At 67.7% G+C, this 16,967-nt stretch carries 15 protein-coding genes; 5 read left to right on the top strand and 10 right to left on the bottom strand.

Going from position 1 to position 16,967, the window contains the following annotated elements:
- Positions 1-13: 13 nt before the first annotated feature.
- Positions 14-274 carry a DUF4212 domain-containing protein gene (locus tag HEQ16_05290; protein ID MCO4053459.1) on the bottom strand — a complete coding sequence of 87 codons (261 nt, stop codon included), beginning with the start codon at positions 272-274 and terminating at the stop codon, positions 14-16.
- 356 nt (positions 275-630) lie between these two features.
- On the opposite strand from HEQ16_05290, the gene HEQ16_05285 reads away from it, so the two are divergent.
- Entirely contained in the window at positions 631-1,326 is a 696-nt protein-coding gene (locus tag HEQ16_05285) for a response regulator transcription factor (protein ID MCO4053458.1), read from the top strand.
- Between the two features lie 54 nt (positions 1,327-1,380).
- The gene (locus tag HEQ16_05280; GenBank protein MCO4053457.1) at positions 1,381-1,647 is read left to right on the top strand and encodes an integrase; all 267 of its coding nucleotides are present in this window, start codon (positions 1,381-1,383) and stop codon (positions 1,645-1,647) included.
- A gap of 4 nt (positions 1,648-1,651) precedes the next feature.
- Here the strand turns inward: HEQ16_05280 and HEQ16_05275 are convergent, their stop codons facing one another.
- Both HEQ16_05275 and HEQ16_05270 read right to left on the bottom strand, forming a co-directional pair.
- On the bottom strand, positions 1,652-2,749 hold the full coding sequence (locus HEQ16_05275) for a quinone-dependent dihydroorotate dehydrogenase (GenBank protein MCO4053456.1): 1,098 nt from the start codon (positions 2,747-2,749) through the stop codon (positions 1,652-1,654).
- Entirely contained in the window at positions 2,746-3,090 is a 345-nt protein-coding gene (locus HEQ16_05270; GenBank protein ID MCO4053455.1) for a DUF952 domain-containing protein, read from the bottom strand. The genes HEQ16_05275 and HEQ16_05270 overlap by 4 nt, the downstream gene beginning before the upstream one ends.
- A gap of 158 nt (positions 3,091-3,248) precedes the next feature.
- Here HEQ16_05270 and HEQ16_05265 point away from each other — a divergent pair, with 158 nt between their 5' ends.
- Entirely contained in the window at positions 3,249-3,884 is a 636-nt protein-coding gene (locus HEQ16_05265) for a helix-turn-helix transcriptional regulator (GenBank protein ID MCO4053454.1), read from the top strand.
- Between the two features lie 165 nt (positions 3,885-4,049).
- On the opposite strand, the gene HEQ16_05260 is transcribed toward HEQ16_05265, so the two are convergent.
- The 3 genes from HEQ16_05260 to mutS form a co-directional block, all read right to left on the bottom strand.
- Positions 4,050-5,780, bottom strand: coding sequence for a lysine--tRNA ligase (locus HEQ16_05260; GenBank protein ID MCO4053453.1), 1,731 nt, complete (start codon positions 5,778-5,780; stop codon positions 4,050-4,052).
- An 85-nt stretch (positions 5,781-5,865) separates the two neighbouring features.
- On the bottom strand, positions 5,866-6,717 hold the full coding sequence (locus tag HEQ16_05255) for a transporter substrate-binding domain-containing protein (GenBank protein ID MCO4053452.1): 852 nt from the start codon (positions 6,715-6,717) through the stop codon (positions 5,866-5,868).
- 184 nt (positions 6,718-6,901) lie between these two features.
- Complete coding sequence (mutS, locus tag HEQ16_05250) at positions 6,902-9,610, bottom strand: DNA mismatch repair protein MutS (protein MCO4053451.1); 2,709 nt, start codon at positions 9,608-9,610, stop codon at positions 6,902-6,904.
- Positions 9,611-9,836: 226 nt separating this feature from the next.
- On the opposite strand from mutS, the gene HEQ16_05245 reads away from it, so the two are divergent.
- Positions 9,837-12,107 (top strand): NADP-dependent malic enzyme, encoded by a 2,271-nt coding sequence (locus tag HEQ16_05245; protein ID MCO4053450.1) that lies wholly within the window; start codon positions 9,837-9,839, stop codon positions 12,105-12,107.
- A 175-nt stretch (positions 12,108-12,282) separates the two neighbouring features.
- Here the strand turns inward: HEQ16_05245 and HEQ16_05240 are convergent, their stop codons facing one another.
- From HEQ16_05240 to HEQ16_05225, 4 genes are all read right to left on the bottom strand, one after another.
- Entirely contained in the window at positions 12,283-12,813 is a 531-nt protein-coding gene (locus HEQ16_05240; protein ID MCO4053449.1) for a TIGR00645 family protein, read from the bottom strand.
- A 79-nt stretch (positions 12,814-12,892) separates the two neighbouring features.
- Complete coding sequence (locus tag HEQ16_05235) at positions 12,893-13,072, bottom strand: hypothetical protein (protein ID MCO4053448.1); 180 nt, start codon at positions 13,070-13,072, stop codon at positions 12,893-12,895.
- A 166-nt stretch (positions 13,073-13,238) separates the two neighbouring features.
- On the bottom strand, positions 13,239-14,225 hold the full coding sequence (locus tag HEQ16_05230; protein ID MCO4053447.1) for an oxidoreductase: 987 nt from the start codon (positions 14,223-14,225) through the stop codon (positions 13,239-13,241).
- Between the two features lie 66 nt (positions 14,226-14,291).
- Entirely contained in the window at positions 14,292-15,548 is a 1,257-nt protein-coding gene (locus tag HEQ16_05225; GenBank protein ID MCO4053446.1) for an MFS transporter, read from the bottom strand.
- A gap of 240 nt (positions 15,549-15,788) precedes the next feature.
- Here HEQ16_05225 and HEQ16_05220 point away from each other — a divergent pair, with 240 nt between their 5' ends.
- On the top strand, positions 15,789-16,952 hold the full coding sequence (locus tag HEQ16_05220) for a cell wall hydrolase (GenBank protein ID MCO4053445.1): 1,164 nt from the start codon (positions 15,789-15,791) through the stop codon (positions 16,950-16,952).
- Positions 16,953-16,967 lie beyond the last annotated feature (15 nt).

Below are 16,967 nucleotides of genomic sequence, written 5' to 3'. Positions count from 1 at the left end.
TCCGGTTCCTCGCTCAATCGTCTTCGGCCATGCCGTACTGGCGGTCAACCTTGTCCTGGGCTCCCGCAAACCAGAACAGCTGCGCCACGAATACGATCAGCGAGCCCTGGGCAGCCATGTAGAAACCCAGCGGGAAGCCGAGGATCTTGATGCCGTTCAGAGCAGGCGAGAACATGTGAATGAAGAAGGAAAAGAAGGCCCAAATGCCTATCATGATGTAGGTCAGGCGTTGGGTCGCTGCCCAATGCGCCTGAACCTTGCTTGGTTCGCTCATCTTGCGTTTCTCCCGATGCAGCCATGCCCAGGATCGAAATGCCCTGAAATCAGACGCTGCGGCCGCCAGCCACCGGGTTTGGCCCGATTGAAACCGGCATGGCGAAACTAAGGCGTCAGGCAAATCACGGATAGTCAGACTAAAGACTCATAAATCGTTAATTATACAATTGTTTTAAGTGTTTATGTGCGTCGCAACAACATCTGCGGAACGTGGAATTTTGGCGGCGCACCGGATTTCCGGTCGTTCAGCACGGTGCGGTCGGTGCGGACTTGTCATCGCGGCCTTGCCATGGCCTAACTTGCGGATGCAGGTGGAAAAGCCGCATCAAGCAAGAATAAAAACGGGAGGAGCACATGCCCAACGAGGTTGGACCCACGATCCTGATCGCTGACGATCATCCGCTTTTCCGGGGCGCGCTGCGACAGGCGCTGACCTCCGCGCTGCCCGGCACGACCCTGCTGGAGGCAGGCTCGTTCGAGGCGGTGATCAAGACGCTGGCGGAGGGCAAGGATGTCGAGCTCATCCTCCTCGATCTGACAATGCCGGGCATGCAGGGTTTCTCGGGGCTGCTGGTGCTGCGGGCCGATCATCCCCAATTGCCGGTGATGGTCGTCTCGGCGAATGACGAGCCGAGCGTGGTGAGGCGCTGCATCGGTTTCGGCGCCTCCGGCTTCATGCCCAAGACGCTGGAGGCCGAGGCCATGGCCGACGCCGTGCAGTCCGTGCTGGACGGCAATGTCTGGGTGCCGGCCGGCATCGACCTCAGCAGTCCGCAGGACAGCGAAACCACCGGAACCATCAAGCGCCTGATGACGCTGACGCCGCAGCAGGTGCGCGTGCTGATGATGCTGTCCGAAGGGCTGCTCAACAAGCAGATCGCCTACGAACTCAGCGTCTCCGAAGCCACCGTCAAGGCGCATGTCTCGGCCATTCTGCAGAAGCTGGGTGTTGACAGCAGGACGCAGGCCGTGATCCTCGCCTCCAAGATCGCCGCGACGGGGTGGCCCCCCCAGGACGCGGCAGCTGCAAGCCACACCACGGCGGCTTGACCCCAGCGCCCTGACCACGGCGCGGTCGGCGCCGGACATCGCGCGAAGGTGACCATGCCGAACCCCAAACTCCAACGCGCGCTGGGCGGCTCGCCACTCGGCGTCATCGTCAAGCTGATCTTCCTGTCGCTGATCGTGGGCGCGATCATGGCCTTCCTCGGCCTGACGCCGCGCAGCCTGTTCCAGGCCATCGGCGCCTTCTTCAGCTACATCCTCAACCTTGGCACGGATTCGATCCGGGAGGTTGCGCAGTGGGTGGCGGCGGGCGCGCTGATCGTGATCCCGGTCTGGCTTCTGCTGCGCCTGTTCGGCCGCCGGTGAGGGTCTAGGCCGGATCGATCGCCGCCTCGCCGGCGGCGATCTCCTGCATGCGCCGGCCTGTCAGGGCCTGAAGCGTGGCGCCCGAGCCTGCCAGATGGGCGAGCAGGCCCGCCTTGATGTCGGCGATCAGGCCCGGTCCCTTGTAGATCATCGCCGTGTAGAGCTGCACGAGGCTGGCGCCGGCCTCGATCTTGGCGAGGGCGCCGCGCCAGTCCTCGACGCCGCCCACCCCGATCAGCGGCATGGCCCCCCCGAGCCGCAGCGCCGCCTGCGCCAGCACCTGCGTGGAACGGGCGAAAAGGGGCCGCCCCGAAAGCCCGCCTGTCTCGCCGCGATGGACGCTGCCGAGGCTCTGCGGGCGCGCGATGGTGGTGTTCGCCACGATGAGCCCGTCGATGCCGCGCCGCAGCGCGACCGCCACGACGCCGTCGAGATCGGCCTCGGAGAGGTCAGGCGCGATCTTGAGCAGGACCGCCGCGGAGCCGGACCCGCGGCAGGCCTGGTTGCGGGCCTCCACCGTGCGGGCGATGAGGTCGTCGAGCTGCGCCTCCGCCTGAAGGTCGCGCAGGCCCGGCGTGTTGGGCGATGAGACGTTGACCGTCAGGAAATCGCAGTGGCGCGCCAGCTTTGCGGCAAGGGTGGCGTAATCGCCCGCGCGGTCGGTCGAATCCTTGTTGGCGCCGAGGTTGACGCCCACGATTCCCCCCCGCGCCCGACGTGCCGCCAGACGCGAAGCGACGACATCGGCGCCGACGCTGTTGAGGCCATAGCGGTTGATGACCGCGCCATCCTCCACGAGCCTGAAGACGCGCGGTCGAGGATTGCCAGGCTGCGGCAGGAGCGTGACGCCGCCAACCTCGGCGAAGCCGACGCCCAGGCCCATAACCCCGTCCACCGCCTCGGCATGCTTGTCGAAGCCGGCGGCGATGCCGACAGGGTTGGGGAAGCGCAGCCCGAAGGCCTCGACCGCGAGGCGCGGATCGTCGGCGGGCGGCGCGCGTCGCGGGGCGGCCGCGAGGGCCGCCACGGTGAGCTTGTGCGCGGTTTCCGGATCAAGCGCGTGAAGCAGCGGCCGGGCCAGATCGAACAGGACGGCCATCAGCGCACATCCCGGGCAAAGACATGGGCGCCGTCAGGGCCGAGAGCGATGGGCGCGACCCAGCGCACGGCAGCGAGCTGGAGCGGCCCGTAAAGATGGGGGAAGAGAGCGCCCCCCCGTGAGGGCTCCCAGCGCAGGGCCGGGCCCAGCGCCTCGGCCTCGACCGCGACCAGCACGAGGCAGGCGTGTCCGGCGAAATGCCGGGCCGCCGTCTCGCGCACCTGCGCCCCGGTGGAGAAATGGATGAAGCCGTCGGCGAGGTCCACCGCCGCGCCCTCGAACAGGCCCGACTTCTCCGCCAGGGTCCAGTCGGCGCCCGGATGAATCTTGTAGATCAGCGCCATGCCGTCTTGCCCCGCTTTGGCGTGGCTTAACGCCGGAGGGGATGCGGTTCAACATCTCCTTCATCGTGCCGGCATAGAATAGGCATGCTGTCTGTTCCAAGGGCTAAATTCCTATGCTAGGATAGGCAAGGATGACCTTTGTCCCCGGAGCATGAGGCATGTTGTCACACGACCAGATCTGGGGCGCGATCGACGCGCTCGCGGAACGTTACCAGATGACGCCCTCCGGCCTCGCCAAGCGCGCAGGCCTCGACGCCACGACCTTCAACCGATCCAAGCGGATTGGCTCGGATGGCCGTGAGCGCTGGCCGTCCACCGAGTCGCTGGCCAAGATCCTCGTCGCCACAGGCGCCAATCTCGACGAGTTCATTTCGCTGGTGGCCAATCTCGGCCGGCAGCACGTCAGGCAGCGCACCATTCCGCTGATCGGCTTCGCGCAGGCCGGCGCCGGTGGTTTCTTCGACGATAGCGGGCTGCCATCGGGCAATGGCTGGGATGAAGTCGCCTTCCCGGACATTTCGGATGAGCGGGTCTATGCGCTGGAAATCAACGGCGAATCGATGATGCCGCTTTACAGGGATGGCGACACCATCATCGTCTCGCCCGCCGCGCCGGTGCGCCGGGGCGACCGGGTGGTGGTGCGCACGGTCGATGGCGAGGTGATGGCCAAGGAGCTCAAGCGCAAGACGCTGAAGACCGTGGAGCTGGCCTCGCTCAACCCCGATCATCCTGATCGGGTGTTGCAGCTCTCGGACGTGTCCTTCATCGCGCGGGTGATCTGGGCCAGCCAGTGATCAGGGCTCGAGCAGCTGCGAGATGCCGCCACCACCATCTTGCTGTCCAGGCCGCCGCGCTGGACGAAGACGTCGAGCGCACCGCCACGCCCGAGAGCAGTTGGACGAACATCACGGCGGACCCGCACAGCACAGGCGCGCCTGCGTCCCCGACTGCGTGCCTGGCTACCGCCCGCTGTCGATCGCCCGACCTTTCATGAACCGCTCGTGCTCGGCGATGAGCGCGCCGCTGAGCGCCTTGCCGATCAGGGCGCGGGTGTTGGCGATGCCGTAGATGGCGGTGAAGGAGCCGAAGCGTGGACCCTGGTCCTCGCCGAAGATGACCTGATAGACCGCCTTCCACCATTCGCCCGTGACGGCGGGCCGTTCCGGCGTCGCGCCCTTCGCCTCCAGGTTCTGGTAGCGCGGCACGGTGCGCGCGATGTCGAGCGCCGCATCCTGGATGGCTTCCGGCGTGGCATCGGCCGGCAGGGCGGCGAGCGCCGCGTCCAGCCGCGCGAAGGCCTCGGACTCCACTGCGTCGGCAGCGCGATGACGCTTCGCCGGCTTCACGAAATCCCGGAAATAGGTGATTGCGTGGCCCACCAGCGCATCCAGCCCGGGATGGGTCTGCGGCGACACGCCGGGCGCATAACGCTGCAGGAAGGCCCAGAGCACGGCCTTGTCCTCGCTGTTGGCGACGCCGACCAGATTGAGCAACAGCCCGAAGGTGACGGTCGTGCGCGGGGCGTTGGCGGCGGCCTTGCCCTGCCCGCCCTGCGCGACCAGCTCCGGCGCGGGCGGCTTGCCGCCATGGATGTGCCAGACCGGGTTGCCCAGACGGTTCTTCCAGTCCTGCTTCTCGTAGCCCCCGAGGAACTGCTGGTAATCATCGACCGCGCGGGGGATGACATCGAAATACAGCCGCTTCGCCTCGCGCGGCTTGGCATACATGAACAGAGACAGGCTCTCGCGCGGGCCGTAGGTCAGCCACTCGTCGATGGTCAGGCCGTTGCCCCTGGACTTGGAGATCTTCTGGCCGTTCTCGTCGAGGAAGAGCTCATAGACGTAATGCTCGGGCGGGACGCCGCCCAGTATGGCGCAGATGCGGTCGTAGATGCCGGCATTGGTCTGGTGATCCTTGCCGAACATCTCGAAATCCACGTCGAGCGCAGCCCAGCGCATGCCGAAATCGGGCTTCCACTGCAGCTTCACCTGCCCACCGGTGACGGGGAGCGTCACGTCGCGGCCATCCTCATCGGCGAAGGTGATGACGCCGTTGCGGGCGTCGACCTCTTTCATGGGCACGTAGAGCACGCGGCCCGTGCCCGGCGAGATCGGCAGGAAGGGGCTATAGGTCGCCTGCCGCTCCGGGCCGAGCGTGGGCAGCATCACGGCCATGATGTCGTCATAGCGTTCCGCCGCCCGCCGCAGCACGGCGTCGAACCGGCCCGAGCGGTAATAGTCGGTGGCGCTCGCGAACTCGTAGTCGAAGCCGAAATGGTCGAGAAAGCGGCGCAGCATGGCGTTGTTGTGCCGTCCGAAGGTGGGCTCCGGCCCCGCGAACGGGTTGGGCACGTCGGTCAGCGGCTTTTGCAGGTGCGCGGCCAGCGCTGCAGGGTCGGGCACATTGTCCGGAACCTTGCGCATCCCGTCCATGTCGTCGGAGAACACCAGAAGCCGTGTCGGGATGCGCCCTTCGGTCAGCACCTCGAAGGCCTTGCGCACCATGGTCGTGCGCATCACCTCGCCGAAGGTGCCGATGTGCGGCAGGCCGGAAGGGCCATAGCCCGTCTCGAACAAGGCCTCGCCCTTGCCGCTGCGCTCCAGCCGCTTCACCAGCTTGCGGGCTTCCTCGAAAGGCCAGGCGGATGAGGCGCGCGCAGCGTCGAGCAAGGCGGGGTCGGAGGGGTTCATCGCGGTTCCGCAGGAGTTGGGCCAGAAGGGTTCGACAGGCCGGCGGTTGTGGCGAAGCGGCGGGCCCGCGTCAACATCGCGGCGTTCAGAACGCGCTCACGGGAAAATAACGCAGGAAGAGCCGCGCGTAGGTGCCGTCATCCCACAGCGTCTGGAGCGCATGGTCCACGGAGCGCTTGAGCAAGGGCTCGTCTGGCCGCAGCACGAAGCCCACACCCTCGCCGAAATGCCGGACGCTGAAATAGGGCCCGCCCTGGAAGCGGAAGCCGCGCAGGCCGCGCGCGCCCAGCCAGATGGCGCCAGCCTGTCCGTCGCCGAAAGCGAGATCCGCCTCGCCGCGTTCGAGCAGCCGAAGCGCGGCCTCGAAATCCAGCGTCTCGATGCGCTCGGTGCGCGGGAAATGCTGGGCGAGATAGGCGGCATGGGCCGTCTCGCGCGGCACCGCCACCCTCACGGCCGGCAGGCCGGCCTTGATGCGGGCCGCATCAAAGCCGGCAGCCCCGACAAAGCGCGCGGGGAAACGGTGATAGACGCGGCTGACGTGGAAACGCGCCTTGAGCTGTGCCGTGACCGGAATCGCGGCGGCGACGATGTCGGCCTGACCCTCGGCGAGCGTCTGCAGCAACATGTCGAAGCGGCGCGTCTGGATGGTGCAGTTTACCGCAAGGCGCTCGCAGACCGCGCGCATGAGATCGACCGAAAAGCCGACCGGCTGGCCGTCCGGGTCGGCGAAATGCAGCGGCGGGAACTCGTCGTCGGTGATCACGCGCAGGTTGCGCGGAATGGGCCCATCAGGCCGCTCGACCCTGACGCGCGGATCGCCATGGAAGGGAATCACCACGGCCTCGCGGGCCGAGCCCGAGGGCGCGGCCTCAGGCGGGCGTTGCTGTGCTCCTTGCGCCCACGCAAGCCCGGCCCCGAAGTCCGCCAACGTCATGACGCAGGCCAGCGCCGCCGCGATGCGTGCGGCGCTCCCTGTGCGTGAGGCCCGTTGGCTGGTCATGGCTGAGGGGTGGCGCAGACGCGGCGTGCCGTCAAGGCAGGCGAAGCGGCGCATTCGGGCGGTTCGGCCTGCAAGGCAAGGTCAAGGAGCCGCAAGGGGCAGGCCAGCTTCGGGCGGTCTAGCCTCGTGCGGCGGCCTTGAGCCGGTAGAGCGCTTCGAGCGCCTGCTTCGGCGTAAACTCGTCCGGATCGATCTCGGCCAGCGTCTCGCGCAGCGCATCGGCCGGCGCGGCCGCGGCCGCGGCCGTGGCCGCGCGGGCCTGCCGGACTGACGCCACGAAGAGCGGCATCTCGTCAAGCGCCGCCGCCCTGGGCCGCTCGCGCTCCGACTTCTCGAGTTCGGCCAGCAGGAGCCGCGCGCGCTCCACCACGGCTGGGGGCAGGCCGGCGATCTTCGCCACCTGGATGCCATAGGAGCGATCGGCGGCGCCCGGCACGATCTCATGCAGAAAGACCACATCGCCGTTCCATTCGGTGACGCGGGCGGTGGCGTTGACGATGCGCGGCCAGGTGTCGGCCAGCTTCGTCAGCTCGTGGAAATGGGTGGCGAAGATCGCCCGGCAGCGATTGACCTCGTGCAGGTGCTCGAGCGCGGCCCAGGCAATCGATAGCCCGTCGAAGGTTGCCGTGCCGCGCCCGATCTCGTCGAGGATGACCAGCGCCCGCGGGCCGGCCTGATTGAGGATGGCTGCGGTCTCCACCATCTCGACCATGAAGGTGGAGCGGCCACGCGCCAGATCATCAGCAGCGCCGACACGGCTGAAGAGCCGGTCAACGATGCCGATCCGCGCGGCCGAGGCCGGCACGAAGGCGCCCATCTGCGCCAGCACGACGATCAGCGCCATCTGGCGCAGGAAGGTCGACTTGCCGGCCATGTTGGGGCCGGTCAGAAGCATGATGCGACCGCCAGCCTCGCCGGTGAGGTCGCCATCATTGGCGATGAAGGCCTTGCCCTCGCGCTTGAGGGCGGCCTCGACCACAGGGTGGCGCCCTGCGCTCACCGCAAGCGCGCCCGATGCCTCCATCGTCGGGCGGCTCCAGCCCTGTTCGGCCGCAAGCTCGGCAAGCGCCGCGGTGACGTCGATCAGCGCCAGCGCCGACGCCGCCGCCCTGATCGTCTCGCCCGCGGCGAGCACGGCCACGCGCATCTCGGCGAACAAGGCCAGTTCGAGCCGCAATGCGCGGTCCGCAGCCGAAGCGATCTTGTCCTGCAGTTCGCCAAGCTCGACCGAGCTGAACCGCATGCAGCCAGCCATGGTCTGGCGATGCACGAAGGTGGCGCGCCAGGGATCCTTCACGAAGGCGTCCCCGGCCGCCTGCGGAACCTCGATGAAATAGCCCAGCACGTTGTTGTGCTTGATGCGCAGCGCGCGCACGCCCGTTTCGGAGGCGTAGCGGGCCTGAAGGGCAGCGATGACGCGGCGGCTGTCAGTCTGCAAGGCGCGCAATTCGTCGAGATCGGCGCGGTGGCCCTCGCGGACGAAGCCGCCATCCCGCGCCATCAGCGGCATCGAATCGCCCAGCGCGGCCTTGAGGCTCGCAGGCAGGGCCGGATCGACGCCGGAAAGCTGCCCCGCGGCGGCCGCCAGCTCTCCGGGCAGGTCGAGAAGGTCGAGGAGCTGCGCGGCAGCCCCGGCGGAAGCCTCCAGACCTTCGGCGAGCGCGATGAGATCGCGCGGACCGCCGCGATCCAGCGACAGGCGGCCGAAGGCGCGCTCGATGTCCGGCACGCGCGCGAGCACGGCGCGCAGCCTGTCACGCAGCTGGCCTTCCGCCACCAGTGCCGCCACGCTGTCGTGCCGCGCCCGGATGGCGGCCAGATCGGTGAGCGGCGCGGCAAGGCGCTCCGCCAGCAGCCGCGCGCCTCCGGGCGTGAGCGTGCGGTCGATGGCGTGGATGACGCTGCCCTGGCGCTCGCCGCCAAGGGTGCGGCTGAGTTCGAGGTTGGCGCGGGTGGCCGCATCGATGCGCATGGCGCCGTCAGCGGCTTCCCGGCGCGGCGGCGAAAGCGGCGCGCGCGCGCCGCGCTGCGTGCGCTCGACATAGGCAAGCGCCATGGCGGCGGCCGCGATCTCGATCCGGCTGAAGGCGCCGAAGGCATCGAGGGTGGCGACGCCGAAGTAATCCTTGAGCCGCCGCTCCGCGGAGGCCGCGTCGAGGCCGCCCTGCGCGAAGGGCGTGAGCGCCGCGCGGGCGCCCTGCCACAGCGGCTCCAGCGCCGGCTCGTGATGCAGGGCCTCGGGCAGCACGATCTCGCGCGGCTCCAGGCGCGCAAGCTCTACCGCCAGCCCGGCCTCCGCGCACTCGGTCACGGTGAAGCGCCCGGTCGAGATGTCGACCGCAGCGAGCCCGTAGCTCCAGCTCTCGTCCGATTGCCGGCGCCGCGCCAGAGCCACGAGCAGGCTGGCGCGGGAGGGATCGAGGAGGTTTTCCTCGGTCACCGTGCCTGGGGTGACGAGCCGCACCACATCGCGGCGCACGACTGCCTTGGAACCGCGCTTGCGCGCCTCGGCCGGGTCCTCGAGCTGTTCGCACACCGCGACGCGGTGTCCCAGCCCGATCAGCCGCTGGAGATAGTCATCGGCGCGCAACACAGGCACGCCGCACATGGGAATGTCCTCGCCGCCATGGCGTCCGCGCTTCGTGAGCACGATGCCCAGGGCGCGGGAGGCAATTTCGGCATCGGTGAAGAACAGCTCGTAGAAATCACCCATGCGGTAGAACAGGAGGCTGTCGGGATTGACTGCCTTGATCTCCAGATACTGCGCCATGGACGGCGTCGCCTTGAGGCTGGCGTCGGGCGCGGCGCGGGCAGAGGGGTCGAACATCCGGCATGCTTAGCCCACTCGCCGCAGTTTTTCATCCCGCCCGGCCCCGGTGTGAACAGGAAAGGGTCCCGGCCGGCGCAGCAGGGCGGCTTCAGCGAGGCAGCTTTTCCATGGTGGAGAAAATCGGGGCTTTCGCAGAGCCGACGCTCTCTTTAGGTTGCGGCTCCTCACCGCACAGAACCCGCGCCGGGCGCCCCCGCGACAGCATCGCCCAAGGATCACCGACATGGCCAAACGCCCGCGCCCGACCTTCACCGATCAGGAAGCCCTTCAGTTCCACTCGATGGGCAAGCCGGGCAAGCTCGAGATCGTGCCGACCAAGCCGATGGCGACGCAGCGGGATCTTTCGCTGGCCTATTCGCCGGGCGTCGCGGTGCCGGTCCTGGCCATCGCGGAGGACCCGTCGAGGGCCTATGACTACACCACGCGCGGCAACCTGGTCGCGGTCATTTCCAACGGCACGGCGATCCTCGGCCTCGGCAATCTCGGCGCGCTGGCCTCCAAGCCGGTGATGGAAGGCAAGTCGGTGCTGTTCAAGCGCTTCGCGGACATCGACTCGATCGACCTTGAGATCGACACCGAGGACCCGGAGGCCTTCATCAACGCGGTGCGCTATCTCGGCCCCTCCTTCGGCGGCGTCAACCTCGAGGACATCAAGGCTCCCGAGTGCTTCATCATCGAGGAGCGCCTGCGCGAGCTCATGGACATCCCTGTGTTCCATGACGACCAGCACGGCACCGCGATCATCGCCGCGGCAGGCCTGCTCAACGCGCTCAAGCTCACCGGGCGGGACATCAAGTCCACCCGGCTTGTGGTCAACGGCGCGGGCGCGGCCGGCATCGCCTGCACGGAACTGCTCAAGGCCATGGGCTTCGCGCCCAACAACGTCATGCTGTGCGACACCAAGGGCGTGATCTGGCGCGGCCGCACCGAGGGCATGAACCAGCAGAAGAGCGCGCACACGGTGGTGACGGACGCGCGCACCCTTGCCGATGCGCTCAGGGGCGCCGACGCCTTCTTCGGCCTCAGCCAGAAGGGCGCCGTGACGCCCGAGATGGTGGCCTCGATGGCGCCGAACCCGATCATCTTCGCCATGGCCAACCCGGACCCGGAGATCACGCCCGAAGAGGTGGCGGCGATCCGTGACGACGCGATCATGGCCACGGGCCGCTCGGACTATCCGAACCAGGTCAACAATGTGCTGGGCTTCCCCTACATCTTCCGCGGCGCGCTCGACGTGCGCGCCCGCACGATCAACATGGAGATGAAGATTGCCGCAGCCGAGGCGCTGGCCGCCCTGGCGCAGGAGGATGTGCCCGACGAGGTGGCCGCAGCCTATCAGGGCTCGCGGCCGCGTTTCGGGCGCGAATACATCATCCCGGTGCCGTTCGATCCGCGCCTGATGACCACGATCCCCCTCGCGGTGGCGAAGGCTGCGATGGAAACGGGCGTCTCGGCCAAACCCATCGTGGACATGAACGCCTATCGCGCGCAGCTCTCGGCCCGCCGCGACCCCGTCGCCGGCACGCTGAACCGCATCTTCGAGCGGGTGCGGCGCTATCCCAAGCGCATCGTCTTCGCCGAGGGCGAGGAGGAGCAGGTGATCCGCGCCGCAGTCTCCTTCGTGGGCCAGGGGCTCGGACGGGCGATCCTCGTCGGCCGCGAGGACCGAATCTACGAGACCGCCACGTTCCTTGGCATCGAGCTGGAGGGCAAGGACATCGAGATCCAGAATGCACGCCTGTCGATGCGCAACTCGGCCTACGCCAACTTCCTCTATCAACGGCTGCAGCGGCAGGGCTACCTGTTCCGCGACTGCCAGCGCCTGATCAACAATGACCGCAACCACTTCGCCGCCGCCATGGTGGCGCTGGGCGATGCGGACGGCATGGTGACGGGCGTGACCCGCAACTACTCCATCGCGCTGGAGGATGTGCGCCACGTCATCGACGAGAAGCCGGGCCACCGCGTCATCGGCCTGTCGATCGCACTCTCGCGCGGGCGGAACGTGCTGGTGGCGGACACGGCGATCCATGAGATGCCGAGCGCGCAGGAGTTGGCCGAGATCGCCATCGAGGCGGCCGGGGTGGGCCGCCGTCTGGGCTACGAGCCGCGCGTGGCGCTGCTGGCCTTCTCGACATTCGGCCACCCGGCTGGCGAACGCTCCGACAAGGTGCGCGAGGCGGTGAAGATACTCGACGGCATGCGCGTCGACTTCGAGTATGATGGCGAGATGGCCGCGGACGTGGCGCTCAACCGGGACCTGATGGCGCAGTATCCGTTCTGCCGTCTGACCCAGCCCGCCAACATCCTCATCATGCCGGCCTTCCACTCGGCCTCGATCGCCACCAAGATGTTGCAGGAGCTGGGCGGCTCGACCGTGGTCGGCCCGCTGATCGTGGGCCTCGACAAGCCGGTGCAGATCGTGCCGCTGGGCGCCAAGGACAGCGATATCGTCAACATGGCGGCGCTGGCGGCCTTCAACATCGGGGGGTGAGGTTGCGGTCGGCTCCGCCGATCAGGAGCGCCACTGGCGCTCTTGAAACGTCCCGACGAACGAGCGGGATGCGCATCGGATCGCTGCACGGCGCGGATGACGAAAGCGCCGCCCGGTCGACACATCCATCAGCGGCGCAAGGGGCCGGCGCCCCGCAAGGAGCGGCGGATGGGTCTCACGCTGCCGGATTCTCGCCCTTCCCCTTCGGCTTTACCGCATCCACGGTCCACTTGTCGGTCAGCGCCATCAGCAGCCCCGACACCACGAACATCATGTGGATGCCGACGAGCCACATCAGTTCGCGGTCGGAGACCTTGCCGACATTCATGAAGGCCTTGAGCACCTGGATGGCCGAGATGGCGACGATGGAGGACACGAGCTTCAGCTTCAGGCCCGTGAAGTCGATCTTGCCCATCCATTCGGGCCAGTCCTTGTGATCATCGGCCTCGATGCGCGAGACGAAATTCTCATAGCCCGAGAAGATCACGATGATGATCAGCGAGCCGGTGAGGGTGAGGTCTACGAGGGCGAGCACGCCCAGGATGATCTCGCTCTCCGTCGCGGTCCAGGCCGTGAGCATGAAGTGAACGGTTTCCTGCCCTGCCTTGATCAGCAGCGCGAAGAGCGCGATGACCAGCATCACGTAAAAAGGCGCGAGCAGCCAGCGGCTGCCGAACAGGAACTTCTCGAGCAGTTTTTCGATCATGGACAAGGCCCCCATGCCCACGCTTTTGGCGCATGCGTGGGTGGCCTGCAAGCGGCCGGGCCCGAAATCCGAAGCGACTTCAGGGCGGGGGCTCTACCGCGCAGGTCCGGCGGGCCTCATCGACGAAGCTCGTGCCGGCAAAGCGGCGGTCCTCGATCACCCGCCAGCGGCCATTGGGCATCTGCGTGGCGCGGGCGACGTAGAGAGCCGTGACGCACTGCGCCTGCTTAGGGTTGAGCCCCCAGTTCCTGATGCGCAAGGCGGCAGCCTCCTCAACGGTGTTCGCGCGACCTGAGGGCTACTGCCGGGCAGCGGCGTCACTGGTGACAGCCAAGACGAGCGGCATAGCGCCAAGCAGAATTTTCCATATTCGACCCATCGTGATTACCCCCCGCCAATCACCTTACGGAAGGTTTCCGGTCAGGTCATCCAATTTCGACAACGATGCGGCCGCGCACCTCGCCCGCGAGGATGCGGGCCGCTGCATCGGGCAAGGCATCGAAGCCGATGGTGGTGGTCAGCCCGGCGAGCCTGGCGCGGTCGAGATCGCGCGCCAGCCGGCTCCAGGCCTCGATGCGGCGGGGCTTGGGGCACATCACCGAATCGATGCCGAGCAGCGACACCCCGCGAAGGATGAAGGGCGCCACCGAGGAGGGCAGGTCCATGCCCTGCGCCAGCCCGCAGGCGGCGATGGAGCCGCCATAGCGGGCCATGGCCAGGAGATTGGCCAATGTGTGCGAGCCGACAGAATCGACTCCGGCGATCCAGCGCTCCTTGGCCAGCGGCTTGCCGGGAACCGAGAGCTCGGCGCGGTCGATGACCTCGGCGGCGCCAAGGCCCTTGAGGTAGTCGGCCTCAGCCATGCGGCCGGTCGAGGCGATGACATTCCAGCCAGCGGAGGCAAGCAGCGAGATCGCGACCGAGCCGACGCCGCCTGCCGCGCCCGTGACCACGACCGGGCCGTCGGCAGGCTTGAGCCCCTGGCGCTCGAGCGCGAGCACGGCGAGCATGGCGGTGTAGCCCGCCGTGCCGATGGCCATGGCCTCGGCGGCGGTGAGCCCTGAGGGCAGCGGCACAAGCCAGTCGCCCTTGACGCGGGCCTTCTCGGCATAGGAGCCGAGATGGGTCTCGCCCGTGCCCCAGCCATTGAGGATGACAGAATCGCCCGGCTTGAAGCCGGGATGCGCCGAGCTTTCCACGATGCCGGCTGCGTCGATGCCGGGGATCATCGGCCAGCGCCGCACCACCGGCGCCTTGCCGGTGAGGGCGAGCCCATCCTTGTAGTTGACGGTCGAGTGCGAGACGCGGAGCGTGACGTCGCCCTCCATCAGCTCGGCTTCGGGGAAGGCCTCCACGGCGAGGCTTTGGCCCGCCTCGCCCTTGCGCAGAACCAGCGCCTTGAACGTGCTCATGCTTGCTGTCCCCTCGATGATGCAACGTGGCGTTTGTGGCGCAGCCCGCAGCGCGCCGCAAGCGAATCAGGCCGGTTGGGGAGCGGCCCCGCGGTCCACCGGCTTCTCGACGATGGGCAGGTTGATCACGGCCGAGGCGATGCCCAGCGCGATGGACAGCCACCAGACCAGGAGATAGCTGCCCGTCGCCTCATAGAGCAGGCCGCCGAGCAGCACCCCGAGGAAGCCGCCCACCTGATGGGAGAAGAAAGCGAAGCCATAGAGCATGGCCATGTATTTCGTGCCGAACATCAGCATCACCAGCGCCGAGGTCGGCGGCACGGTGGAGAGCCAGAGAAAGCCGATGGCGACGCCGAAGGCCAGCGCCGTCGCGGGCGATGCGGGCAACATGATGAAGGCGAAGATCGCCACCGCCCGGCCGAAATAGATCCAGGCGAGCAGATGGCGCTTGGGCATGCGCTGCATCAGCCAGCCCGAGCCGAGCGAGCCTGCGGCATTGGCGAGGCCGATCGCCGCCAGCGTCCAGGCGCCGACCCAGGCCGGCATCGAGATGTCCTTGAGGTAGGCCGGCATGTGCACGGTGATGAAGGCCAGCTGGAAGCCGCAGGTGAAAAAGCCGAGCACCAGCAGCACATAGGAGCGGTGGCGGAAAGCCTCGGCCAGCGCCTGTGAAATGCTCTGGCTGGCGGCGCTCGGCCCGGCTGTTGCGACATGCTTGCCATTGCCGCGCGTGGCCAGAGCGAGCGTGAGCGGCAGCGCCGCCAGCACCGTGAAGGCGAAGATGACCAGCGCCATCTGCCAGCCCATGTTCTCGATCAGGATGTTCCCGATCGGCGGAAAGAAGAACTGGCCGAATGAGCCCGCCGCTGTGCCGGCGCCGAGCGCGATGGGCTTCCACGAATCGGGCAGCAGCTTGGCGAAGGCGGCCAGCACGAGGTTGAAGGAGCAGGCCGACAGCCCGAAGCCGATCAGCACGCCTGCGCCCAGATGCAGCATCCCCGGCGTCGAGGCAGAGGCCATGACCACGAGGCCGAGCGCATATAGCACGAGTCCCACGACGAAGACGCGAACCGTGCCGTAGCGATCCGCGATCGCGCCCGAAAAGGGCTGGCCGAGACCCCACAGCAGGTTCTGGATGGCGAGCGAGAGCGAGAACACCTCGCGCGTCCAGCCATGCTCCGTCGTCATCGGAATCTGGAAAAGCCCGGCCGAAGCGCGCGGGCCGAAGGTGATCAGCGCGACGAGGCAGCCACAGACGATGATCGCCTCGGGCGTCCGCCAGAACGGAACCGGCGTGGCGGAGGGCGGTGTGGTTGCTGACATGAACGGCCTCTGAAGGGATCATCCAAGGCGGTCGAAACGCCTGATATTGAGCCGCGCACGATAGCAGCGCGGCCGTGACGGCCAAGTCATGTTTGGTGATCAAGGCCATTCGCGCGCGGCATGGCAGCGGCCAGCGCTCCGGCTCTTAACCGGGCATCAACCTTACCGGCGCAATAACCATGTTGCACGGCGCGGCAAAGCGCCTGGTGCGTTCGTGTTCGTGTTGCGTGGGTCGGTCGCATGCGTCAGCCTCGGCGTTCATCGGGAGCTTCCGGACAGATGGCCCGCTGGGCGCTGGCGACTGTGGCGCCATGGGCGCTGTCGGCCGGGCTGCTGGTGTCGTTCACCGCCTCCGCCGGAACCGAAACGGGCGGCTCCTCGCTGATCGACATCGAGCGCGCCCTTGTCCGGGCGGACAGGGGCCCCGGCCCTGAGGCGATGGCCGGTCCCTCCCTGATCACACTGGCGAGCGCTTTCCGTCTGCCAGGGCTTGATCTTGGCGCCGAGCTTCAGCATGCGGCGCTGAGCCCGGAGGAGCCCAGGCTGACGCCGCCGCGATCCGCCTTTCTCGAGCCCAAGCCCGATCTCAAGCAGGCGGCGCAGCAGGCTATGGTGTTCCCGCAAATCGACCGCAGCCTCAAGGGCGACCAGTTGCCGCCGCTCAGGCCGAGTGTGACCGACGGCTCGGAGGCCGTACCAGACCAGCCGGAAAAGGCCGATGTGGACCGGCTGATCTTCGGCCTGGAGGACGAGGGCGTGGTTTCGGCGGGCTTCAACCTCGCGTTCATCAATCTGGCCTTGCTGGGCCCGCAGCCGCTCGAGATTCAGCCCGGCGAGGCGCCGGCCACGGAGGCCGCACGCGATGGCGTCCCCGCTTCGCCCGCAGGCCCCCAGATCGCCAGCCTGCCGGCCGATCCTGGCGAAGCGACGAGCATCGCGCCCAAGTCGCCAGCCATGCCGCATTCGCACTTTGCCGAGCTGATCGACGCGCAGAACCAGATCAATGAAATGCGCTGCCTTGCCGAGGCGGTCTATTTCGAGGCCCGCAGCGAGCCCGAGGACGGGCAGGCCGCCGTGGCGCAGGTGGTGCTCAACCGGGTGCGCCACGAGAACTATCCGAACACGGTCTGCGGCGTGGTCTACCAGAACCGATACCGCTTCCTCGCCTGCCAGTTCACCTTCGCCTGCGAGGGCAAGTCGCTTCGCATCACCGAACCCGACGCCTGGCGGGCGGCCGTGCAGATCGCGGCCGATGTGGTGAGCGGCAAGATCTACCTCGACGAGGTGGGCGCCTCGACCCACTATCACGCCGATTATGTCCGCCCCCGCTGGGCGCGCAGCCTCAAGAAGATGGACACGATCGGCCGGCATACCTTCTACAAGCTCCGGCCCGGTCAGGCCTGAACTGTGAAACGAACG

Origin of the sequence: Bosea sp. (in: a-proteobacteria), assembly GCA_023910605.1 — a bacterium.
In the GTDB taxonomy this organism is placed as follows: domain Bacteria; phylum Pseudomonadota; class Alphaproteobacteria; order Rhizobiales; family Beijerinckiaceae; genus Allobosea.
This window is presented reverse-complemented; position numbering and strand designations above follow the sequence as displayed.